20 protein-coding genes are annotated in these 23262 nt (G+C 48.9%); 11 read left to right on the top strand and 9 right to left on the bottom strand.

Annotated features, from left to right (window positions below; translation table 11 throughout):
• Nucleotides 1-44: 44 nt before the first annotated feature.
• The gene (locus QUE34_RS13030; RefSeq protein ID WP_032303367.1) at nucleotides 45-1094 is read right to left on the bottom strand and encodes a YeiH family protein; all 1050 of its coding nucleotides are present in this window, start codon (nucleotides 1092-1094) and stop codon (nucleotides 45-47) included.
• Between the two features lie 98 nt (nucleotides 1095-1192).
• Between QUE34_RS13030 and yieE the strand changes: the two genes are divergently transcribed.
• From yieE to cirA, 3 genes are all read left to right on the top strand, one after another.
• The gene (gene yieE / locus QUE34_RS13025; RefSeq protein WP_000548286.1) at nucleotides 1193-2074 is read left to right on the top strand and encodes a DNA-binding transcriptional regulator YeiE; all 882 of its coding nucleotides are present in this window, start codon (nucleotides 1193-1195) and stop codon (nucleotides 2072-2074) included.
• Between the two features lie 204 nt (nucleotides 2075-2278).
• On the top strand, nucleotides 2279-3748 hold the full coding sequence (gene lysP, locus QUE34_RS13020; protein WP_000253276.1) for a lysine-specific permease: 1470 nt from the start codon (nucleotides 2279-2281) through the stop codon (nucleotides 3746-3748).
• A gap of 292 nt (nucleotides 3749-4040) precedes the next feature.
• Nucleotides 4041-6020 carry a catecholate siderophore receptor CirA gene (cirA, locus tag QUE34_RS13015; protein ID WP_032303366.1) on the top strand — a complete coding sequence of 660 codons (1980 nt, stop codon included), beginning with the start codon at nucleotides 4041-4043 and terminating at the stop codon, nucleotides 6018-6020.
• Nucleotides 6021-6078: 58 nt separating this feature from the next.
• On the opposite strand, the gene QUE34_RS13010 is transcribed toward cirA, so the two are convergent.
• A complete protein-coding gene (locus tag QUE34_RS13010; RefSeq protein WP_032303365.1) occupies nucleotides 6079-7401 on the bottom strand; it encodes an MFS transporter in 1323 nt (440 codons plus the stop codon).
• Between the two features lie 32 nt (nucleotides 7402-7433).
• Nucleotides 7434-8321: a phosphoserine phosphatase SerB gene (serB, locus tag QUE34_RS13005; RefSeq protein ID WP_000152725.1), complete on the bottom strand. Its 888-nt coding sequence runs from the start codon at nucleotides 8319-8321 to the stop codon at nucleotides 7434-7436.
• Between the two features lie 210 nt (nucleotides 8322-8531).
• Between serB and QUE34_RS13000 the strand changes: the two genes are divergently transcribed.
• Nucleotides 8532-9884, top strand: a complete 1353-nt coding sequence (locus QUE34_RS13000; protein ID WP_105268402.1) for an L-serine ammonia-lyase — start codon at nucleotides 8532-8534, stop codon at nucleotides 9882-9884.
• Nucleotide 9885: 1 nt separating this feature from the next.
• The gene (locus tag QUE34_RS12995) at nucleotides 9886-10275 is read left to right on the top strand and encodes a helix-turn-helix domain-containing protein (protein WP_001353094.1); all 390 of its coding nucleotides are present in this window, start codon (nucleotides 9886-9888) and stop codon (nucleotides 10273-10275) included.
• On the opposite strand, the gene yeiG is transcribed toward QUE34_RS12995, so the two are convergent.
• Nucleotides 10276-11112, bottom strand: a complete 837-nt coding sequence (gene yeiG, locus QUE34_RS12990; RefSeq protein ID WP_000425446.1) for an S-formylglutathione hydrolase — start codon at nucleotides 11110-11112, stop codon at nucleotides 10276-10278. It abuts the gene before it with no gap.
• 257 nt (nucleotides 11113-11369) lie between these two features.
• On the opposite strand from yeiG, the gene folE reads away from it, so the two are divergent.
• The 6 genes from folE to mglC all read left to right on the top strand — a co-directional run bounded on the left by folE (nucleotide 11370) and on the right by mglC (nucleotide 18279).
• Nucleotides 11370-12038, top strand: a complete 669-nt coding sequence (folE, locus tag QUE34_RS12985) for a GTP cyclohydrolase I FolE (RefSeq protein WP_001139613.1) — start codon at nucleotides 11370-11372, stop codon at nucleotides 12036-12038.
• Nucleotides 12039-12054: 16 nt separating this feature from the next.
• Entirely contained in the window at nucleotides 12055-13212 is a 1158-nt protein-coding gene (yeiB, locus tag QUE34_RS12980; protein WP_032184607.1) for a DUF418 domain-containing protein YeiB, read from the top strand.
• 141 nt (nucleotides 13213-13353) lie between these two features.
• Nucleotides 13354-14394 carry an HTH-type transcriptional regulator GalS gene (gene galS, locus QUE34_RS12975; RefSeq protein ID WP_286338969.1) on the top strand — a complete coding sequence of 347 codons (1041 nt, stop codon included), beginning with the start codon at nucleotides 13354-13356 and terminating at the stop codon, nucleotides 14392-14394.
• 279 nt (nucleotides 14395-14673) lie between these two features.
• On the top strand, nucleotides 14674-15672 hold the full coding sequence (gene mglB / locus QUE34_RS12970) for a galactose/glucose ABC transporter substrate-binding protein MglB (RefSeq protein ID WP_001036981.1): 999 nt from the start codon (nucleotides 14674-14676) through the stop codon (nucleotides 15670-15672).
• A 60-nt stretch (nucleotides 15673-15732) separates the two neighbouring features.
• The gene (gene mglA, locus QUE34_RS12965; protein WP_000255032.1) at nucleotides 15733-17253 is read left to right on the top strand and encodes a galactose/methyl galactoside ABC transporter ATP-binding protein MglA; all 1521 of its coding nucleotides are present in this window, start codon (nucleotides 15733-15735) and stop codon (nucleotides 17251-17253) included.
• A 15-nt stretch (nucleotides 17254-17268) separates the two neighbouring features.
• Entirely contained in the window at nucleotides 17269-18279 is a 1011-nt protein-coding gene (gene mglC / locus QUE34_RS12960; RefSeq protein ID WP_001275118.1) for a galactose/methyl galactoside ABC transporter permease MglC, read from the top strand.
• A gap of 70 nt (nucleotides 18280-18349) precedes the next feature.
• On the opposite strand, the gene preA is transcribed toward mglC, so the two are convergent.
• The 5 genes from preA to cdd all read right to left on the bottom strand — a co-directional run bounded on the left by preA (nucleotide 18350) and on the right by cdd (nucleotide 23139).
• Nucleotides 18350-19585 (bottom strand): NAD-dependent dihydropyrimidine dehydrogenase subunit PreA, encoded by a 1236-nt coding sequence (gene preA, locus QUE34_RS12955; protein ID WP_032184606.1) that lies wholly within the window; start codon nucleotides 19583-19585, stop codon nucleotides 18350-18352.
• Entirely contained in the window at nucleotides 19579-20817 is a 1239-nt protein-coding gene (gene preT / locus QUE34_RS12950) for an NAD-dependent dihydropyrimidine dehydrogenase subunit PreT (RefSeq protein WP_001136352.1), read from the bottom strand. Before preT ends, preA begins: the two co-directional genes overlap by 7 nt.
• Nucleotides 20818-21103: 286 nt before the next feature.
• Complete coding sequence (locus tag QUE34_RS12945; RefSeq protein WP_000383089.1) at nucleotides 21104-21343, bottom strand: DUF2542 family protein; 240 nt, start codon at nucleotides 21341-21343, stop codon at nucleotides 21104-21106.
• Between the two features lie 2 nt (nucleotides 21344-21345).
• The gene (gene sanA, locus QUE34_RS12940) at nucleotides 21346-22065 is read right to left on the bottom strand and encodes an outer membrane permeability protein SanA (protein WP_000920073.1); all 720 of its coding nucleotides are present in this window, start codon (nucleotides 22063-22065) and stop codon (nucleotides 21346-21348) included.
• A 189-nt stretch (nucleotides 22066-22254) separates the two neighbouring features.
• Nucleotides 22255-23139 (bottom strand): cytidine deaminase, encoded by an 885-nt coding sequence (gene cdd / locus QUE34_RS12935; RefSeq protein WP_032303363.1) that lies wholly within the window; start codon nucleotides 23137-23139, stop codon nucleotides 22255-22257.
• Nucleotides 23140-23262: the final 123 nt, after the last annotated feature.

The following is a 23262-nucleotide window of genomic DNA, read 5'->3' as shown; positions in this document are numbered from 1 at the left end:
AAAACGGTAATGATAGCGGGTTAACAGGAGCAAGATGTAGTGGTTTATGCGATGACGCTTTGAATCACATAGTTAATCGCACCACCACCAACAATCAGCCAGGCAAACAGTACCAGAGCCATCAGCAGAGGTTTCGCCCCGGCTTTTTTCAGCGCGCTGACGTGAGTGGTCAGACCCAGCGCCGCCATCGCCATTGCCAGCAGGAAGGTATCCAGTGTTACCAGCATATTCACTACGCTCTGCGGTAACAGGTGGAACGAGTTAAAGATGGCAACGACGATGAACAAGATGGCAAACCACGGAATAGTGATTTTGCTTTTCTCGCCGCTGTTCGCCCCAGACAGCTGTTTAACACGCGCCGCCAGCAGGATGAGGAACGGAGCCAGCATCATCACGCGCAGCATTTTGGAAATAACTGCTGCGTTTTCTGCATCCGGGCTGATGGCATGACCTGCCGCCACCACCTGCGCCACTTCGTGCACAGTAGAACCAATGTAGATACCGAAAGTTTCCGGACTAAACCATTGAGACATCAGCGGATATATCGCCGGGTAGAGGAAAATCGCGACGGTACCGAAGATAACAACGGTTGCAACAGCCACGGTTACTTTACTGGCTTCCGCTTTCACTACCGGCTCAGTCGCCAGTACCGCGGCAGCACCACAGATACTGCTACCGGCACCGATCAACCAGCTGGTGTGCTTATCCAGACCAAACACTTTCTGCCCCAGGAAACAAGCCAGCAGGAAGGTACTGGACAGCGTCAGCACGTCAATGATGATCCCACTGATACCGACATCGGCAATTTGCGAGAACGTCAGACGGAAGCCATAAAGAATGATACCCAGACGTAATAAATATTGCTTGGCAAACAGCACGCCACCGTCACAGCTTTTCCAGATGCGCGGATAGATGGTGTTGCCTAAAACCATCCCCAACAAGATTGCGAGGGTGAGGGCACTAAACCCGGCACCCGCAACCGCGGGAATGGAACCACCCCACAGGGCGACCCCGGTGATAACTGCACTCAGGGCTAACCCCGGAATAAAATGCCACAGTGTACGATGTTGTTTCTGTAAGGTGATATTCGTCATAACCCTCTCCTTTAACCGGGCATAAGGTTACGACTAACTGGTTTAAAAATAAAATTGATTATATATTTATAATCAATCTTTATAAGTGGTAAGCGACTATGCACATCACCCTCCGGCAGTTGGAAGTTTTTGCAGAAGTATTGAAAAGTGGATCAACCACCCAGGCGTCGGTGATGCTGGCGTTGTCGCAATCAGCAGTGAGCGCAGCCTTGACTGACCTGGAAGGGCAGCTTGGCGTGCAACTGTTTGATCGCGTGGGGAAAAGACTGGTTGTTAATGAACACGGGCGGCTGCTCTATCCGCGTGCGTTGGCACTGCTTGAACAGGCGATTGAAATCGAACAACTGTTTCGCGAAGACAACGGCGCGATTCGTATCTATGCCAGTAGTACTATCGGTAACTACATTCTGCCTGCAGTCATTGCCCGTTATCGCCATGATTATCCGCAGTTGCCGATTGAACTTAGCGTTGGGAACAGCCAGGACGTGATGCAAGCGGTGCTGGATTTCCGCGTTGATATTGGCTTTATTGAAGGACCGTGCCACAGCACTGAAATCATCTCTGAACCGTGGCTGGAAGACGAGCTGGTGGTTTTCGCCGCGCCGACTTCGCCGTTGGCTCGTGGTCCGGTCACCTTAGAGCAGCTGGCTGCCGCGCCGTGGATCCTGCGTGAACGCGGTTCCGGCACGCGGGAGATTGTCGATTATCTGTTGCTGTCACATTTACCGAAGTTTGAGATGGCAATGGAATTAGGTAACTCCGAGGCAATCAAACATGCGGTGCGTCATGGATTGGGAATTAGTTGCCTGTCGCGACGGGTCATTGAAGATCAATTGCAGGCAGGCACATTAAGTGAAGTTGCGGTCCCTCTGCCGCGCCTGATGCGTACGTTGTGGCGTATACATCATCGGCAAAAACACCTTTCCAACGCGCTACGGCGCTTTCTGGACTATTGCGATCCCGCGAATGTACCGCGTTAAGTTGCTGTACAAGAACATGCTGGTGCTGTGTCGATTTCGTGACGCAGCGCCCGCAGCATGCATTCGCCAGAAAAGAGATTGGCTGCTTTACTTATAATCCCGGGGCGATCATGAAGGTGTCTTATAACCGTGTATTTCTGCCGGAAGGATTGCCAATCGTCTGCTACAATCGCGCCTCATTTTTAAGATGGATAGCATTTTTGTATGGTTTCCGAAACTAAAACCACAGAAGCGCCGGGCTTACGCCGTGAATTAAAGGCGCGTCACCTGACGATGATTGCCATTGGCGGTTCCATCGGTACAGGTCTTTTTGTTGCCTCTGGCGCAACGATTTCTCAGGCAGGTCCGGGCGGGGCATTGCTCTCGTATATGTTGATTGGCCTGATGGTTTACTTCCTGATGACCAGTCTCGGTGAACTGGCCGCATATATGCCGGTTTCCGGTTCGTTTGCCACTTACGGTCAGAACTATGTTGAAGAAGGCTTTGGCTTCGCGCTGGGCTGGAACTACTGGTACAACTGGGCGGTGACTATCGCCGTTGACCTGGTTGCTGCGCAGCTGGTTATGAGCTGGTGGTTCCCGGATACACCCGGTTGGATCTGGAGTGCGCTGTTCCTCGGCGTTATCTTCCTGCTGAACTACATTTCGGTCCGTGGCTTTGGTGAAGCAGAATACTGGTTCTCACTGATCAAGGTTACGACGGTTATTGTCTTTATTGTTGTCGGCGTGCTGATGATTATCGGTATCTTCAAAGGCGCACAGCCTGCGGGCTGGAGCAACTGGACAATCGGCGAAGCACCGTTTGCTGGTGGTTTTGCGGCGATGATCGGCGTAGCTATGATTGTCGGCTTCTCTTTCCAGGGAACCGAGCTGATCGGTATTGCTGCAGGCGAGTCCGAAGATCCGGCGAAAAACATTCCACGCGCGGTACGTCAGGTGTTCTGGCGAATCCTGTTGTTCTATGTGTTCGCGATCCTGATCATCAGCCTGATTATTCCGTACACCGATCCGAGCCTACTGCGTAATGATGTGAAAGACATCAGCGTCAGTCCGTTCACCCTGGTATTCCAACACGCGGGTCTGCTCTCTGCGGCGGCGGTGATGAACGCTGTTATTCTGACGGCGGTGCTGTCAGCGGGTAACTCCGGTATGTATGCGTCTACTCGTATGTTGTACACCCTGGCGTGTGACGGTAAAGCGCCGCGCATTTTCGCTAAATTGTCGCGTGGTGGCGTGCCGCGTAACGCGCTGTATGCGACGACGGTGATTGCCGGTCTGTGCTTCCTGACCTCGATGTTTGGTAACCAGACGGTATACCTGTGGTTGCTGAACACCTCTGGTATGACAGGCTTTATTGCCTGGCTGGGGATTGCGATTAGCCACTACCGCTTCCGTCGCGGTTACGTATTGCAGGGACACGACATTAACGATCTGCCGTACCGTTCAGGCTTCTTCCCACTGGGGCCGATCTTCGCATTCATTCTGTGTCTGATTATTACTTTGGGCCAGAACTACGAAGCGTTCCTGAAAGACACCATTGACTGGGGCGGCGTAGCGGCAACATATATTGGTATCCCGCTGTTCCTGATTATCTGGTTCGGATACAAGCTGATTAAAGGAACTCACTTCGTACGCTACAGCGAAATGAAGTTCCCGCAGAACGATAAGAAATAAGTTTCCTCCCTTCTTTGCTAAGCCCTCTCAACCGAGAGGGCTTTTTTAATTCTATTTCACTGACAAATCATGCGGATATAAATTTTAACATTTGGATTGATAATTGTTATCGTTTGCATTATCGTTACGCCGAAATCAAAAAAGGCTGACAAATCAGGGGCTGTTCCGGCTTTCTGGGATGATCACCTGCATACAAATAAGTCCACCGCGATGCTGCCGTACGCAAGGGGACGTGAAGAAGATGTGAGCGATAACCCATTTTATTTTCGTAGTTACCTCATGGAGATATGGAATGTTTAGGTTTAACCCCTTCGTACGGGTCGGGCTGTGTTTGTCCGCTATTTCTTGTGCATGGCCTGTGTTAGCGGTCGATGATGATGGCGAAACGATGGTTGTCACTGCATCTTCCGTTGAGCAAAACCTTAAAGATGCACCCGCCAGTATCAGCGTCATTACCCAGGAAGACCTGCAGCGAAAACCGGTACAGAATCTGAAGGATGTCCTCAAAGAAGTGCCTGGCGTACAACTGACGAACGAAGGGGATAACCGTAAGGGCGTTAGTATTCGTGGTCTTGACAGCAGCTACACCCTGATTCTCGTCGACGGTAAACGCGTTAACTCCCGCAATGCCGTCTTCCGCCACAATGATTTCGATCTGAACTGGATCCCGGTCGATTCCATCGAACGTATTGAAGTGGTCCGTGGCCCGATGTCGTCGCTGTACGGTTCCGATGCGCTCGGCGGTGTCGTGAATATCATCACCAAAAAAATCGGTCAGAAATGGTCGGGTACCGTTACTGTCGATACCACCATTCAGGAACATCGCGATCGCGGTGATACCTATAACGGTCAGTTCTTTACCAGCGGACCATTAATTGACGGCGTGCTGGGAATGAAAGCTTACGGCAGCCTGGCAAAACGTGAAAAGGATGACCCACAAAACTCAACGACCACCGATACCGGAGAAACGCCGCGTATTGAAGGATTCTCCAGCCGCGACGGCAATGTGGAATTTGCCTGGACACCGAATCAAAATCACGATTTTACTGCCGGATACGGTTTTGACCGTCAGGATCGTGATTCCGACTCGCTGGACAAAAACCGCCTGGAACGTCAGAACTACTCCGTCAGCCATAATGGGCGTTGGGATTACGGCACCAGCGAACTGAAATACTACGGTGAGAAAGTCGAAAACAAAAATCCTGGCAACAGCAGCCCGATTACTTCCGAAAGCAATACGGTCGATGGTAAATACACGTTGCCACTGACGGCGATTAATCAGTTTGTTACGGTTGGCGGTGAATGGCGTCACGACAAACTTAGCGATGCAGTAAACCTGACCGGAGGAACAAGCTCCAAAACGTCTGCCAGCCAGTACGCGCTGTTTGTGGAAGATGAATGGCGGATCTTCGAGCCGCTGGCGCTGACGACCGGCGTGCGTATGGACGATCACGAAACCTACGGTGAACACTGGAGTCCTCGTGCCTACCTGGTTTACAACGCCACCGACACCGTAACGGTGAAAGGGGGCTGGGCAACGGCATTTAAAGCGCCTTCTCTGTTGCAACTTAGCCCTGACTGGACGAGCAATTCCTGCCGTGGCGCATGCAAGATTGTGGGTAGCCCGGATCTGAAACCTGAAACCAGCGAAAGTTGGGAGCTGGGGCTTTACTACATGGGTGAAGAAGGCTGGCTGGAAGGGGTTGAATCCAGCGTGACCGTTTTCCGCAACGATGTAAAAGATCGTATCAGCATCAGCCGTACGTCTGACGTCAATGCTGCTCCGGGCTACCAAAACTTTGTCGGTTTTACAGCGGACGGTGTGCCAGTATTCAGCTACTACAACGTTAACAAAGCACGTATTCAGGGCGTGGAAACCGAACTGAAAATTCCGTTCAACGATGAATGGAAACTGTCGATCAACTACACCTACAACGATGGTCGTGATGTCAGCAACGGCGAAAACAAACCGTTGTCCGATCTGCCGTTCCATACTGCTAACGGTACGCTGGACTGGAAACCGCTGGCGCTGGAAGACTGGTCATTCTATGTTTCCGGACACTATACCGGGCAGAAACGCGCCGACAGCGCGACGGCTAAAACTCCGGGCGGTTATACCATCTGGAATACCGGCGCGGCCTGGCAGGTGACCAAAGACGTCAAACTGCGTGCGGGCGTGCTGAACCTTGGCGACAAGGATCTCAGTCGTGACGACTACAGCTATAACGAAGACGGACGTCGTTACTTTATGGCAGTGGATTATCGCTTCTGATGCGAAGATGCCCGGCGTCGATCCCGCCGGGCATAATCCCAGAAATTCGCTTCTGGCTTTATAACCGATGAAATTTTGCCAGTAAGGCCAGTGAAAATGTTGTCAGCAAAATGGTAATGACTGCGTAAATATACACTCCTGACCATTCCCAACTGTTTTTCACCATAATAACTGGAAGCCCTGCCATTGCCGCGCCTAAATAACTAAACAAGCCCCTGAATCCAGTAATGGAACCTGCCGCATCTTTATGCGTAACATCAAGACACCCGACAGCGAATAACATATGCGGTCCATACAATGCAAACCCCATGATTGTAAACAGAATAGCCGTTAATGTGTAGGAGACGTCCTGCACCAGCGGTACGAGAACGATGCAAATACATAAAGCGATGGCAAAGATTAATCCTGTCATCCAGCGGTTACTTTTAAACATGAAATCGGACAAGTACCCCGCCAGTAATCCCCCAGCAAGTCCACCTGCTTCAAACCAGGATATAATGGAGTTCGCTTTAATCAGGCTCCAGTTATGAACCTGAGAATAATAAATTTGTGGCCAGTCATTGAGGATGGTGCGTGCAATATAGACCGACATATCCCCGAGGATAATGAGCCAAACTAATGGGTTGGTAAGAATATATTTAACGAATATTTGCCAAAAACTGAGATCAACCGGACTTGCTTTAACTTGTGCAAGTTCTGTCGGGTCGTTGCGCCACTTACCGACGTTAGGCAAACCGAGCGTGCTGGGACGATCTTTTATCGTAAATAAGGCAACAATCCCCATAATCAGTGAGATTACACCCGGAACATAAAAGCCCATCTTCCAGCTGCCACTAAAAGCAATAGCAAAGCTTGTCAGGAGAGGCGCAAGACTACCGCCAATATTATGCGCAGCTTCAACAACTGCCCACCAGCGTCCGCGTTCATTTTTCGAGAACCACGAGGCCATAATTTTTGCCATTGGCGGAAAACTGGTACCCTGGAGAATAGCATTAAGGCTATACAGGATATAGAACGCAGCAACGCTGTCTGAAAAACCGAAAAGAATGTTAACAATACCGACGCCAATAAGTACGGGGCCAGTCATCGCTCGTGGGTTAATTTTATCGACTAACATGCCACCTACAAACTTCATGGAGCCATAAAGAATGTAAAAGACCGACGACATGATAGCGAAATCTTGTGCGGTTAATGACGTATCCGTTAACATCGCTGGCATGGCCGCAGAGAAATTCTTGCGGGTTAAGTAAAATACGGCATAAGAGATAAATACAGAGGTGATGATTTCAATGCGAAATTTTTTATAAGTATGATCAACTTCTTCTTTTGGTTTGACCACCGGTTGGTCGGCCTGGCTGAAAATAAATTTTTTCAAACTCATTGTGAGTTTCCTTTTCTGTGAACCTTATGGCGCTATAATTTTTCTTCTATAAAAAAGAGAAGCGACTCGAAACCATTAAAATTAATCTGGTCAGCAATTTTTTCCCGGGTTTTAGGTTTTGCTTTCCATGCCACGCCATTTCCGGCATGCAAAAGCATAGGAATATCATTGGCACCATCTCCACAGGCAATGATGTTTTCACGGCAGATAGCTAACTCTGTCGCTAAATTTATCAGGGTTTGCTTTTTCTTTTCTGCATTCATAATAGGTAAGGTAATTGTATCAGTTAACAGATCTTCCTTAATGCGCACAGAGTTAGAAAATGCAAAATCAAGTTGATATTTTTCCTTCAATCGCTCAGTAAAAATATCCAAACCTCCAGATATAATTGCCGTCTTGAATCCTTTTTCTTTTAGTATGGGAAGAATAGTTTCAAGACCTGGTGAAAGAGTCATCTGTTCACAAACTTGATGCAATATATCTTTATGCGTTCCTTTAAGCATGGCAATTCGCCGGGTAAAACTGGTATCAAAATCGATTTTCCCTTCCATCGCTTCACGGGTCAGTGCGGTGATTTTTTCAGAGATGCCGAGTCTACGGGCTATTTCATCGACACCTTCTTCTTCAACAAAGGTGGAATCCATATCAAAGGCAATAATTCCCTGATCCGGTAAGACCCTGGGTTTACGGAAAAAATCAAACTGATGATTATCAGCACGGTGACGTAAACCAGCATAAAAAGCAGGGTTGGTAACATCATTTGGTAATACTAGCTTTAGATACTCTCTATTTATTTGCCTACTGTAATTCGTTGTTAGCGAAAACACCGAGGGGGAAATCTTTAAATGTTGCAGATAATCTTTCAGACATTTTTGGGTGATGTCGATGCCTGTTGGCGACAAGAAATAAATAATCGTCATTTACCGCTCCTTTTTATCTGCAATGATTATAATAAGATTTCGTAGAAGCTGATGTATCTGACAATCACAGTTGTGAATGTTAAATAAAAGATAAAAAAGTACTTTTTTTGATACTTTGAAATAATAAGATACTAAAAGTACCATTTTTGATATCTTTACCAGGATATAAAGAATAACTATTTTTCAACGTTGAAGGAATCATTTACAAATATGGAAAGCTGCATAGATATATTCAAGATAGTTATTGGTCCATCCAGTTCCCGCACAGTCGGGCCAATGCGTGCGGCTTATAATTTTGTGTCACAATTGAAACAGCAAGAAATGTTACCTTTGTTGCGGAAAATTGATGTCGAACTTTATGGTGCGCTGTCATTAAGCCGCAAGTGCCATAATGTTGATGTGGCGATTTATCTCGGTTTGCAAGGACACTTACCTGACAGCGTTGACATTCGCATGGAAATGTCCGCCATCAGGCGTGCAGAAACTGAGGCGACGCTGGAAGTTATGCCTGGTGTCAACGTCAGTGTATCCATTCTTTCTAATCTACAAGCGTATCCGGGGCACCCTTATGCGATGACATTTCGTGCCAGAGATGACTGGTTTACACTTTATGAAGAAACCTGGTTTTCTATCGGCGACGGTCAAGTGCTAAAAGCAGGAGAGGCGATTATTCCTCCATCAGTCACTCCACATCCTTTTGAATTCCAGAACGCAAACGAATTATTAAAACTTTGTCAGCAAAACGGATTATCTGTCGCGGCATTAATGATGAAAAACGAACTGCACTGCCAGACAGCAGCTTTTTTGCATGACGATCTTCATAAAAAATGGGAAGTAATGAAGGAGGCGGTTTATCGCGGGATGCATACAGAAGGATTACTTCCAGGTCCGTTTCAGGTTAACCGTCGTGCCTGTGCTTTATATAAATCGTTGCAGTCAAAGGGGTTTTCCAATGACTTCCTGACTACGCTCAATTGGGTCAATACTTTTGCCATTGCGGTGAGCGAAGAAAATGCTGCGGGTGGACGTGTCGTGACAGCACCCACCAACGGCGCGAGCGGTATTATCCCGGCTGTACTGTGCTGGTATGATAAATTCATTCACGAGCTTGATACATACTCCGTTACCCGCTTTTTACTGACCGCTGGTGCCATCGCCATTCTGTTCAAAAAAAATGCCTCTATTCTGGGTTCTGAAGTTGGATGTCAGGGGGAAATAGGTGTTGCCAGTTCAATGGCGGCAGCAGGATTAGCAGAACTTATGGGCGGGTCAGTGGCTCAGGTACTTAGCGCGGCAGAAATTGCGATGGAGCATCATTTAGGTTTGACCTGTGATCCAGTTGGCGGGCAGGTACAAATTCCTTGTATTGAACGAAATGCTATTTCAGCTGTGAAAGCTATCAACGCAACGACGATGGCGTTGAGTCGCATAAGCGAGCCGTGCATTACGCTGGATGAGATAATTTCCGCGATGTATGAAACCGGAAAGGATATGAGCGCTAAATACCGTGAAACTTATCATGGCTGTCTGAGCAAATTGCAGCCAAGAAAAAAGGATGCGTAAGATGAAATATAATACGATGAATAACAACGAAATTATTTTATCACTGTGCGCTCGCATTAAAGAAACGCGTATCTCATTATCATTGACCCAACAGCAGTTAGCCGAGCGTGCATTGGTGGGCATAGCAACGGTCAAGCGGATTGAAAAGGGGGGAAGTTTAAATCTTGATACTCTCATTTCTCTTCTGCGCGCGCTGAATAAATTGCAAAATCTCGATGCCATATTGTTCGAAGCAGAAATGCGTAATTTCAACGAAAATAGTTCCAGCGGCGAAGGGGCAGGGCGACTACAGGTACGCCAGCAACTGACAGATTTAAACCAGAAGTCTCCAGCCCCGCACGCAGATGACCATAATTTTAGTACGGCGCTGGAAAATACCCTCTGCTGGTGATTATTCCTGTAAATACTGCGCATGGAAGCGCAGATGATCCTCTATAAAAGAGGCAATAAAGTAGTAACTGTGATCATATCCCGGCTGAATACGCAGCGTCATCGGCCACGCTTTTTGACGCGCGGCTTCTGCCAGCACTGCGGGTTGTAGCTGGTCGGCAAGAAACTGATCATTATCGCCCTGATCAATCAGTGTCGGGATCGCATCCTGCGCATTACTCGCATACATCAGCGCGCAACTGTCCCATTCCATCCAGTCATTTTTATCCTCACCCAGATAAGTGCTAAACGCTTTTATTCCCCACGGGACGCTGCACGGATTCACAATCGGCGCAAAGGCGGAAACACTGGTGTATTTGCCAGGATTTTTCAGCGCCATAATCAATGCGCCGTGACCCCCCATGGAATGACCGCTAATAGCGCAGCGATCGCTGACGTTAAATTGCGATTGAATGAGAGTCGGTAATTCATCGCGCAGATAATCGTACATCCTGTAATGCGTCGCCCACGGTTTTTGTGTGGCGTTGAGATAAAACCCCGCGCCCTGACCTAAATCGTAGCCGTCGTCGTTGGCAACTTGTTCGCCGCGCGGACTGGTGTCTGGCATCACCAGTACAATCCCCAGTTCTGCCGCTACGCGTTGGGCCCCCGCTTTGGTGGTGAAGTTCTCGTCATTGCAGGTTAATCCGGAGAGCCAGTACAGCACCGGCGGCGGGGTGTGATCGCGAGGCGGTGGAAGAAAGATGCTGAACGTCATCGGGCAATTTAAGGTACTGGAGTCGTGCCGCCAGCGTTGTTGCCAGCCTTCAAAACAGCGGTGCTCTTCGAGCATTTCCATGCGTGGCTCCTTGTTGTGTTGTTTGCAATTTCTTCATCATACCGTTTATTCAATGTGCTGTGAGTAACTTTCACTTCCGTATATACATAACGATGTTTTAACATCTGCTGATGAAAGGCAGCGGCAATTACAATAATTATCGCTGTGAATACTGGATTATGTGCGCCGCCTCACGCACAATAATCAGGCTGTAAATCAGCTTAATAACTTTGCCCCCACGCAGGGCGGAGGCGTCACACCTGCAGGAGAAATCATAAATGCCATCACTCAGTAAAGAAGCGGCCCTGGTTCATGAAGCGTTAGTTGCGCGAGGACTGGAAACACCGCTGCGCCCGCCCGTGCATGAAATGGATAACGAAACGCGCAAAAGCCTTATTGCTGGTCATATGACCGAAATCATGCAGCTGCTGAATCTCGACCTGGCTGATGACAGTTTGATGGAAACGCCGCATCGCATCGCTAAAATGTATGTCGATGAAATTTTCTCCGGTCTGGATTACGCCAATTTCCCGAAAATCACCCTCATTGAAAACAAAATGAAGGTTGATGAAATGGTCACCGTGCGCGATATCACCCTGACCAGTACCTGTGAACACCATTTTGTTACCATCGATGGCAAAGCGACGGTGGCTTATATCCCGAAAGATTCGGTGATCGGTCTGTCAAAAATTAACCGTATCGTGCAGTTCTTTGCCCAGCGTCCGCAGGTGCAGGAACGTCTGACGCAGCAAATTCTCATTGCGCTACAAACGCTGCTGGGCACCAATAACGTGGCTGTCTCTATCGATGCGGTACATTACTGCGTGAAGGCGCGCGGCATCCGCGATGCAACCAGTGCCACGACAACGACCTCTCTTGGTGGATTGTTCAAATCCAGTCAGAATACGCGCCACGAGTTTCTGCGCGCTGTGCGTCATCACAACTGATTAAAAGGCAGGAACCATGGAGCGCAACGTCACGCTCGATTTTGTTCGCGGCGTCGCCATTCTGGGGATCCTGCTATTAAACATCAGCGCCTTTGGGTTACCAAAGGCGGCTTATCTCAATCCCGCCTGGTACGGCGCTATTACGCCGCAGGATGCATGGACCTGGGCATTACTCGATCTCATCGGTCAGGTGAAATTCCTCACGCTTTTTGCGTTGCTGTTTGGTGCTGGCCTGCAAATGTTGCTACCCCGTGGCAAACGCTGGATCCAGTCGCGGTTAACACTGTTAGTCTTGTTGGGCTTTATTCACGGTTTATTGTTCTGGGACGGCGATATTCTGTTGGCTTACGGGCTGGTGGGCTTAATCTGTTGGCGGCTGGTGCGCGATGCGCCATCGGTAAAAAGCCTGTTTAATACCGGCGTCATGCTTTATCTGGTGGGGCTTGGCGTTTTGCTGTTGTTGGGGTTGATTTCAGACAGTCAGACCAGCCGCGCCTGGACGCCGGATGCATCGGCTATTTTGTATGAAAAATACTGGAAGCTTCATGGCGGCGTTGAAGCGATCGGTAACCGTGCCGATGGAGTTGGGAACAGTTTACTGGCACTGGGCGCACAGTATGGCTGGCAACTGGCAGGGATGATGCTAATTGGCGCGGCGCTGATGCGCAGTGGCTGGCTGAAAGGGCAGTTTAGCTTGCGCCATTATCGGCGTACCGGTTTTGTGCTGGTGGCGATTGGGGTGATCATTAACCTTCCAGCGATCGCCCTGCAATGGCGGCTGGACTGGGCATATCGCTGGTGCGCCTTCTTACTTCAGATGCCGCGGGAACTGAGTGCGCCGTTTCAGGCGGTTGGCTATGCGTCGCTGTTTTATGGTTTCTGGCCGCAATTGAGCCGCTTTAAGCTGGTGCTCGCGATCGCCTGCGTCGGACGGATGGCGCTGACCAACTATCTATTGCAAACGCTGATTTGTACCACGCTTTTTTATCACCTCGGTTTGTTTATGCAGTTTGACCGTCTGGAATTGCTGGCGTTTGTTATTCCGGTATGGCTGGCGAATATTCTCTTCTCTGTTATCTGGCTGCGTTACTTCCGTCATGGGCCGGTGGAATGGCTCTGGCGTCAGTTAACTTTACGTGCTGCCGGACCTGCATTATCTAAAACATCAAGATAACGATCTGGATCACATTCATTAACAAAATGGTTGTAACCGTTTCCATTGCTGTGACTCGATTCACGAAGTCCTGAATTCAGTGCTGACAAAATAGCCGCCAGCAAGCAGGCATTTACTGCAATCTCATAACAGGTAGTGAATATGATCACCATTCGTGATGTAGCGCGTCAGGCTGGCGTCTCTGTGGCAACGGTTTCCCGGGTGCTCAATAACAGCACGCTGGTCAGTGCCGACACGCGTGAAGCAGTAATGAAAGCAGTGAGCGAGCTGGATTATCGGCCAAACGCCAATGCCCAGGCGCTGGCAACTCAGGTTAGCGATACCATTGGCGTGGTGGTGATGGACGTTTCTGATGCGTTTTTCGGCGCGCTGGTAAAAGCGGTGGATCTCGTCGCCCAGCAGCACCAGAAATATGTGCTAATAGGTAATAGCTATCATGAAGCGGAAAAAGAGCGTCAAGCCATTGAGGTGTTAATTCGCCAGCGTTGTAACGCGTTGATTGTTCATTCAAAAGCGTTAAGCGATGATGAATTAGCGCAGTTTATGGATAACATTCCCGGTATGGTGTTAATCAACCGCGTTGTGCCAGGTTACGCCCATCGTTGCGTTTGCCTGGATAATCTCAGTGGTGCCCGAATGGCCACGCGCATGTTGCTCAATAATGGTCATCAACGTATTGGTTATCTTTCTTCCAGCCACGGCATTGAAGATGATGCCATGCGCAAAGCAGGCTGGATGAGTGCGTTGAAAGAGCAGGATATTATTCCGTCGGAAAGCTGGATTGGCACTGGCACCCCGGACATGCCAGGCGGTGAGGCGGCGATGGTTGAACTGCTGGGGCGCAATCTACACCTTACCGCTGTATTTGCATACAACGACAATATGGCCGCTGGCGCACTGACGGCATTAAAAGATAATGGTATTGCGATTCCGTTACATCTCTCAATCATCGGTTTCGATGATATTCCCATCGCTCGTTACACCGACCCACAATTAACGACCGTGCGTTATCCTATTGCTTCGATGGCAAAATTAGCTACCGAACTGGCCTTACAAGGGGCAGCAGGCAACATTGATCCTCACGCCAGCCACTGTTTTATGCCGACGTTAGTGCGTCGCCATTCTGTCGCAACGCGCCAGAATGCGGCAGCGATCACTAACTCAACAAATCAGTCGATGTAACCGCTTTCAATCTGTGAGTGATTTCACAGTATATTAACAATGCGATAGCTATGATTGCACCGTTCTAACGCTGTAACCTGCATGTAACAGTGAATCATCACTTTCACCGAGGTAATAGCGTCATAACAACAATTAAAGCCGTTTTCTGGAGCGTTACCGGGCATGGAAGAACGAATTTTAAAAAGTGAGCTTCGGCGTTCAGTAACACTTCATTAACTCTACTGCCCCGCCGAGCATTTATCTCAAGCACTACCCTGCATAAGAAAAACCGGAGATACCATGAATAAGAAGGTGTTAACCCTGTCTGCTGTAATGGCCAGTATGTTATTCGGTGCCACTGCACACGCTGCTGATACCCGTATTGGTGTAACAATCTATAAGTACGACGATAACTTTATGTCTGTTGTGCGCAAGGCTATCGAACAAGATGCGAAAGCCGCGCCAGATGTTCAGCTGCTGATGAATGATTCTCAGAATGACCAGTCCAAGCAGAACGATCAGATCGACGTATTGCTGGCGAAAGGGGTGAAGGCACTGGCAATCAACCTGGTTGACCCGGCAGCTGCGGGTACGGTGATTGAGAAAGCGCGTGGGCAAAACGTGCCGGTGGTTTTCTTTAACAAAGAACCGTCTCGTAAGGCGCTGGATAGCTACGATAAAGCCTACTATGTTGGCACTGACTCCAAAGAGTCCGGCATTATTCAGGGCGATTTGATTGCTAAGCATTGGGCGGCAAACCAGGGTTGGGATCTCAACAAAGACGGTCAGATTCAATTCGTACTGCTGAAAGGTGAACCGGGCCATCCGGATGCAGAAGCACGCACCACTTACGTGATTAAAGAGCTGAACGACAAAGGCATCAAAACTGAACAGTTACAGTTAGATACCGCTATGTGGGATACCGCTCAGGCGAAAGATAAGATGGACGCCTGGCTGTCTGGCCCGAACGCCAACAAAATCGAAGTGGTTATCGCCAACAACGATGCGATGGCAATGGGCGCAGTAGAAGCACTGAAAGCACACAACAAGTCCAGCATTCCAGTGTTTGGTGTCGATGCGCTGCCAGAAGCTCTGGCACTGGTGAAATCCGGTGCACTGGCGGGCACCGTATTGAACGACGCTAACAACCAGGCGAAAGCGACTTTTGATCTGGCGAAAAACCTGGCCGATGGCAAAGGTGCGGCTGATGGTACCAACTGGAAAATCGACAACAAAGTGGTCCGCGTACCTTACGTTGGCGTAGATAAAGACAACCTGGCTGAATTCAGCAAGAAATAAGACTGATTGGGCGCAGTCATTTACTGCGCCCTTATTGTATGGCCAACAAGGTAAAATTATATGGTCAGCTCAACGACTCCGTCTTCCGGGGAATACTTGTTGGAAATGAGCGGTATCAACAAGTCTTTTCCGGGTGTTAAGGCACTTGATAACGTTAATTTAAAAGTCCGGCCACATTCTATCCATGCATTAATGGGGGAAAACGGCGCAGGAAAATCAACATTATTAAAATGCCTGTTTGGTATTTATCAAAAAGACTCCGGCACCATTTTGTTCCAGGGTAAAGAGATCGATTTTCATTCTGCCAAAGAAGCACTGGAAAATGGTATTTCGATGGTACACCAGGAATTAAACCTGGTATTACAACGTTCGGTGATGGACAACATGTGGCTGGGGCGATATCCCACCAAAGGCATGTTTGTCGATCAGGACAAAATGTACCGCGAAACCAAAGCGATTTTTGATGAGCTGGATATTGATATCGATCCGCGTGCGCGCGTCGGCACATTATCCGTTTCGCAAATGCAGATGATCGAAATCGCCAAAGCGTTTTCCTATAACGCGAAAATTGTGATTATGGATGAACCGACATCTTCGTTAACTGAAAAAGAGGTCAATCATCTTTTCACTATTATTCGTAAATTAAAAGAGCGCGGTTGCGGTATTGTTTATATCTCGCATAAAATGGAAGAAATCTTCCAGTTATGTGATGAAGTCACCGTATTGCGCGACGGTCAGTGGATCGCTACCGAACCGCTGGCAGGGCTAACGATGGACAAGATCATCGCCATGATGGTTGGACGCTCTCTTAACCAGCGTTTCCCTGACAAAGAAAACAAGCCGGGCGAAGTGATTCTGGAAGTGCGTAATCTGACGTCGCTGCGCCAGCCGTCGATTCGCGATGTCTCGTTTGATCTGCATAAAGGGGAGATCCTCGGTATTGCCGGTCTGGTGGGGGCGAAACGTACCGATATTGTTGAGACGTTATTTGGTATTCGCGAGAAATCGGCTGGCACCATTACGTTGCACGGTAAAAAGATCAATAACCATAACGCTAACGAAGCCATAAACCACGGATTTGCACTGGTAACTGAAGAGCGCCGCTCAACGGGAATTTATGCCTATCTGGATATTGGCTTTAACTCGTTAATTTCCAATATCCGCAACTACAAAAATAAAGTTGGCTTGCTGGATAACTCGCGGATGAAAAGCGATACCCAGTGGGTAATTGATTCGATGCGGGTAAAAACGCCGGGACATCGTACGCAAATTGGTTCACTCTCCGGCGGTAATCAGCAAAAGGTAATTATTGGGCGCTGGCTGCTTACGCAACCAGAAATATTAATGCTCGATGAACCAACGCGCGGTATTGATGTCGGAGCGAAGTTTGAAATTTATCAGTTAATTGCCGAACTGGCGAAGAAAGGCAAGGGGATTATTATTATTTCCTCCGAAATGCCAGAGTTGTTAGGGATAACAGACCGTATTCTGGTCATGAGCAATGGTCTCGTTTCCGGAATTGTCGATACAAAAACAACAACGCAAAACGAAATTCTGCGTCTTGCGTCTTTGCACCTTTAAGATTAGGGGCCTCCCATGAGTGCGTTAAATAAGAAAAGTTTTCTTACTTACCTGAAAGAGGGCGGTATTTACGTCGTTCTTTTAGTTTTGCTGGCGATTATTATTTTCCAGGACCCAACTTTTTTAAGTCTGTTGAACTTAAGTAATATTCTCACCCAGTCATCGGTGCGTATTATTATCGCGCTTGGTGTGGCAGGATTAATTGTCACCCAGGGGACCGACCTTTCTGCGGGACGTCAGGTAGGGCTGGCAGCCGTGGTGGCAGCGACGTTATTGCAGTCCATGGATAACGCTAACAAAGTATTCCCGGAAATGGCGACGATGCCGATTGCGCTGGTAATTCTGATTGTCTGTGCCATTGGCGCGGTGATCGGTTTGATCAACGGCCTGATTATCGCTTATCTCAACGTGACGCCATTCATTACCACGCTCGGCACGATGATTATCGTCTACGGCATCAACTCGCTCTATTACGACTTTGTCGGGGCGTCGCCAATTTCTGGTTTTGACAGTGGTTTCTCTACCTTTGCTCAGGGCTTTGTTGCGCTGGGGAGCTTCCGTCTCTCTTACATCACTTTCTACGCGTTGATTGCGGTGGCATTCGTCTGGGTGTTGTGGAACAAAACCCGTTTCGGTAAGAACATTTTTGCCATTGGCGGTAACCCGGAAGCGGCGAAAGTTTCTGGTGTCAACGTTGGCCTGAACCTGCTGATGATCTACGCGTTGTCTGGTGTGTTCTATGCCTTTGGCGGGATGTTAGAAGCCGGCCGTATCGGCTCTGCCACCAACAACCTCGGCTTTATGTATGAGCTGGATGCTATCGCAGCGTGTGTGGTGGGCGGTGTATCGTTCAGCGGTGGTGTAGGGACGGTGATTGGTGTGGTGACCGGGGTAATTATCTTTACCGTCATCAACTATGGCCTGACGTATATCGGCGTAAACCCATACTGGCAGTACATCATCAAAGGGGCGATTATTATCTTCGCCGTAGCGCTGGATTCACTGAAATACGCGCGTAAGAAATGATGTGAATGTGGGTATTGCCGGATGCGCCGCATCCGGCAATCGGTGCCAAATGCCGGATGCGTCTCTGATTTTACAACGTTACCGGGTGTTCTTTCTCTCCCTTCTTAAACTTCACTTCCCCGAGATCAATACAACCAACCGGGCAAACATGACCACAAAGCAGACAACCCACGCACTTCTCGGTATTACAATGCGGTGTGCGCGTTTTCTCGCTCCATTCCATCGCCTGGTGACCGCCGTCGTAACAGGAAATATAACAGCGTCCACAGCCAACACATTTATCGAGATTGATATGGGGATAGACGATATAGCTACGGTCTAAATCTTCCGCCGGGACAATATTGTGATTCGCCAGACCTACCATCTCCTGCAACGAATCAAATCCCTGATCGGCGAGATAATGCGATAACCCGCTCGCCATATCTTCCACTATCCGATACCCGTACTGCATAATGCCGGTGGTCACCTGTAACGTTGCTGCGCCGAGCAATAAAAACTCCGCAGCATCTTCCCAGGTTTCAATACCGCCGATACCGCTGATCGGGAAATCGCGCAGCTCTGGATGGGTGCGCATTTGCTGAATAAAGCGTAGGGCGATCGGTTTTACCGCTTTACCGGAATATCCGGAAATACTCGATTTACCGTTAACGATCGGCATACCAATTTTCTGATTAAGATCGATATTGGTAATGGATTTAACGGTGTTAATCGCCGCAATGCCATCTGCGCCGCCGCGTTTTGCCGCTAGCGCCACTTCGCACATATCACCGATATTTGGCGTCATCTTCGCCAGCATCGGCAGCTTAGAACCGCGTTTCACCGCCCGACAATATTTTTCTACCAGTTCCGGGCTTTGCCCGACATCACTACCCATCGCATGAGAAGTCATTTGCGGACAGGAGAAGTTACACTCGATCATATCGGCGCCAGCTTCTTGCACTAGCCGCGCCAGATCCTCCCACTGCTGTTCATTTTCGCCCATGATCGAAGCTATCAATACTTTGTCCGGATAATCTTCTTTCAGCCGACGCAGGGCGGCCAGATTCTCCTCCAGAGGATGTTCGGCAATCTGCTCCATATTTTTGAAGCCGATAAAACCGGTATCTTCTTTCACCAGATGATCAAAACGTGGTGAGACTTCGTTGGCGATAAAAAAGCCGATCGTTTTAAATACCACGCCACCCCAGCCCGTGTCGTAGGCTTTGGCGCACATCTCATAGCAGTTGCCTACCGGCGAAGAAGAGAGGCAGAACGGGTTGGGAAACTTCACGCCGCAAAAGGTAATCGAAAGATCTTTCGTTAACATGAGCAAGCTCCCTCTAAATAGTGATGAATCGCCTCGGCGGCTTCTTTCCCGGTTTTCACGGCATAAACCACGGTTTTGTCACCCTCAACAATATCGCCAGCAGCAAAGACTTGCGGGTCGCGGGTCTGGTAATTTTGTGTTTTGATGGTGTTACGCTGCGGCTCTAACTCCGCAAAGGCATCCAGTCTGGCATGCTGACCGACGGCGAGAATAATTTTATCTGCCGCCATCGTCAGTTCGCCCGGTAAGCGTACATGCTTAAACGTGACTTTATTGCCTTCCACGGCCACTGGTGTGAATCCATCGATGATCGAAACGCCCAACTCCCGGGCGCTGGCAAACTCTTTTTCGCTTGCCGGAAACTCATCTAACTCTTCACGTGCTACGCAGGTTACCGCCTGACAGCCGAGAACTTTCAGCGTGCTGGCAACGTCCATCGCGACATCACCGCCGCCGATAATTAATGCGCTTTGTGGAATGCTGATATCGCCCTGCGCCTGCCGTGCACGTTGCAAGAAGTCGACGGCAATCTCAACGTCGCTATGCTCAAACAGCGGTAGCCCGGAACCGCCCGACAACCCTACGGTGACAAGTACTGCGCGGTTTTCCGCTTTCAGTTGCTCCAGGGTGAGTACTTTACCGATTTCGTTATTGCACTTAATGGTCACCCCCATTTTTTCGATACGGGCGATCTCTGCATCCAGCACGGTTTGCGGCAAACGAAATTGCGGAATACCGTTACACAGCCAGCCACCGGGTTGCGCTTCTTTTTCATAAATAGTGACGTCGTACCCCATATTTGTCAGCGTCACGCTGGCCTGCAATCCAGCAGGACCTGCGCCAATAATGGCGACTTTGCCGAGCGTTTTAGTACCAGGCTGATAAATTTCCATCCCGGTTTGTTGTTCAAAATCAGTGATAAAACGCTGTAAGCGACCGATATCAATGGGATCATCAACACCGGCACGGGTACAACCGCTTTGACATAATTTCTCCGTCGGGCACACTCTGGCACAAACGGCACCGAGGGCATTATTTTCGCGAATTGTCTCGGCAGCGCCTTTAAAATTACGAAAGTAGATTGAGCGTATAAATTTCCCCGGATCGGTTTGTGCCGGGCAAGCCTGACTACAGGGCGCGTCGTGACATAATAAACAGCGAGAGGCTTCTTTAATCGCCAGTAAAGGCGTAAAAGCCGGAGTGAGTTCATCCAGATAATTTTGTTGCGGCATGTGATCTTCCTTAATGCTATGAGTAATTAAGGCGAACGCTAAATATACTCGTCATACTTCAAGTTGCATGTGCTGCGTCTGCGTTAGCTCACCCCAGTCACTTGTCGCCTTCCTGCAACTCGAATTATTTAGAGCATAAATATTGCTTGCTGATATTAAGGCTAAGCGTGTGGGGAAATTTAAACTGTGAAAGCATTCACAAATAGCTGCGGTTCAGAATGTTATATCCGCAGCTTATTGACTGAAGTAATAATTATTCTCAATAATTAACAGGGGAGGGACAATATTAACGATAGAAAATAAGATAAATAATCATACCAATAGATAAAATTCCGAAGCCACTATATGCCACTATATAAGCAAAGAAAAGTCCGGGATTTTTTGCTCGCCAGACATACACCGGTTCCGCTGCATTTTTAACCCGTTTATCAATCGCGCCTGCACGCCAGCCTTTCCATGCTTCGCGAAAACAAAATATCGGGATAAGGAAAAAAACGGCAACCACAAAAAACTGCTGTACATCCATAACTACTTTCCTTGTTTCTTCTGTAATTCAAGTAACTGTTCGGGCGTGACGGCGGGATACCCCTGTGCATCTTCCGGCACCTGGTGCATAGCCGGAATAGGCACAAGCGGCCCTAAAAAACGTGGTTCACGTTTAAAAATATAAAGGTCGGCCAGCGCACCGAAACGGGCGGCAAATTCGCGAATACGTACTGACAGCATATCTTTCGGCGACGGTACGGCATAACACTGGGCCTGAATCCCCATATGTAGCGCTATAAATAATGCCCGCTCACAGTGGAAACGTTGGGTGATAATAATGAAATCATTAGTATCAAAAACTTTGCGTGTACGCACGATGGAATCCAGCGTACGAAAACCTGCGTAATCGAGGACAATATCTGATGGGTCGACACCTGCGGCGATTAAATCTTTGCGCATGGTCTTTGGCTCATTATAACTTTGCAAAGCATTATCGCCGCTCAGTAATAGATAATTTACCTTGCCGCTGTTATAGGCATTAATCGCTCCTTGAATACGGTAGCGATAATACTGATTAATTACGCCAGTACGATAATATTTTGCTGTGCCGAGCACCACGCCGACCTGGCGGTAGGGGAGATCCTGCAATTCGTCGTAGATATAAGGCGCGGTTTTCCAGCTCATCCAGCGATCGAGGCCGAGCACAGTCAACAGCAGCAAGCCGATCAGGACTAACAGGCTGTAGAACACGCGCTTTAACATGCAGGAGACTCGATCTAAGGAAAATTTCCATCAGGCTACTTTACCCGCTGGTTTTGCGCAAGAAACGGCAAACTGTTTGCCGGGATTTTCGACACCGGGAGAGAGCAGGCAAGTATGATGCGACGTTTATCAGTGTGTCAGACCTGAAGGCGGCCGGATAAGGCGTTCACGCCACATCCGGCACCAGTCTTAAGCGAGATGCACGCGGTCGATATTGTGACAACCGAGAGCTTTCAGCGTTGCGGAGGTTGCATCCCACTGAATCAACGGCGCATCGGCTTTTTCTGCCAGAACCGCGCGCTGGATATCCGGGTAATCATAACCCTTGAGATTCAACAAAATTAACGCCCCCTGCAACGGTGGTAGAGTCGGGTTAAATGCGGCGTTTTCAGCGTAGCTGCCGCTGAAAATACGACCGTCTTTACATTCCAGCGCGACACCGCTTGGCGACTTACTGTAAGGCATGTGTGAACGATTTGCCGCTGCAATCGCCGCCTGAGAAAGCGCATCACCAGTCAGCGCATAGCCGTGATCCTGCTCGTCCATCAGCAGCGTTTTAATCTCCAGATCCTTCGGCCCAAAGGCATCCGGCAGATAGTCACGCAGCGCGTGTGCCTCGCGGCCCGGCAGATGAATACGCAGATCCAGACCGCTGTTCAGTTCATTCATAAACTGACGGCAGTGACCACAAGGCGTGTAGTTAACGGTGATGGCTGCGAGCGCTTTTTCACCACTCAACCAGGCGTGGCTGATCGCGCTTTGTTCGGCATGAACGGTTTGCTGCATTGTCGCACCAATAAATTCCATATTGGCACCGAAATACCAGGTTCCGCTCACACCGCGCGCAATTGCGCCAACATTAAAATTCGACAATGGCGTACGCGCACAGGCCGCCGCCAGCGGGAGTAGTGCGAATGCCAGCGCGTCTTCGTCCAGCCCCGTTGCGCTCTTCAGCGATGAGACTTGCTCCCCGGTCAACAAAGCGGGGAAGTACTTGTCTGCCAGAATAGGTTCCAGTGCAGATTGCAAGTTATCCGCAAGTTGGGCAAAAGCGGTTTGAAAACGTGGATGCATGGCGTTGCCTCATAATCATGTAATGGGATAACAGTTTACGAACCCGTTATGGCTTTATATGTGATCTGAATCTCATTAATTGTGCAACGAATGAAACTTACATCAAAAATGCGCGACGCATCG

Source organism: Escherichia sp. KS167_9B (assembly GCF_030295215.1).
Lineage (GTDB): Bacteria > Pseudomonadota > Gammaproteobacteria > Enterobacterales > Enterobacteriaceae > Escherichia > Escherichia coli_F.
This window is presented reverse-complemented; position numbering and strand designations above follow the sequence as displayed.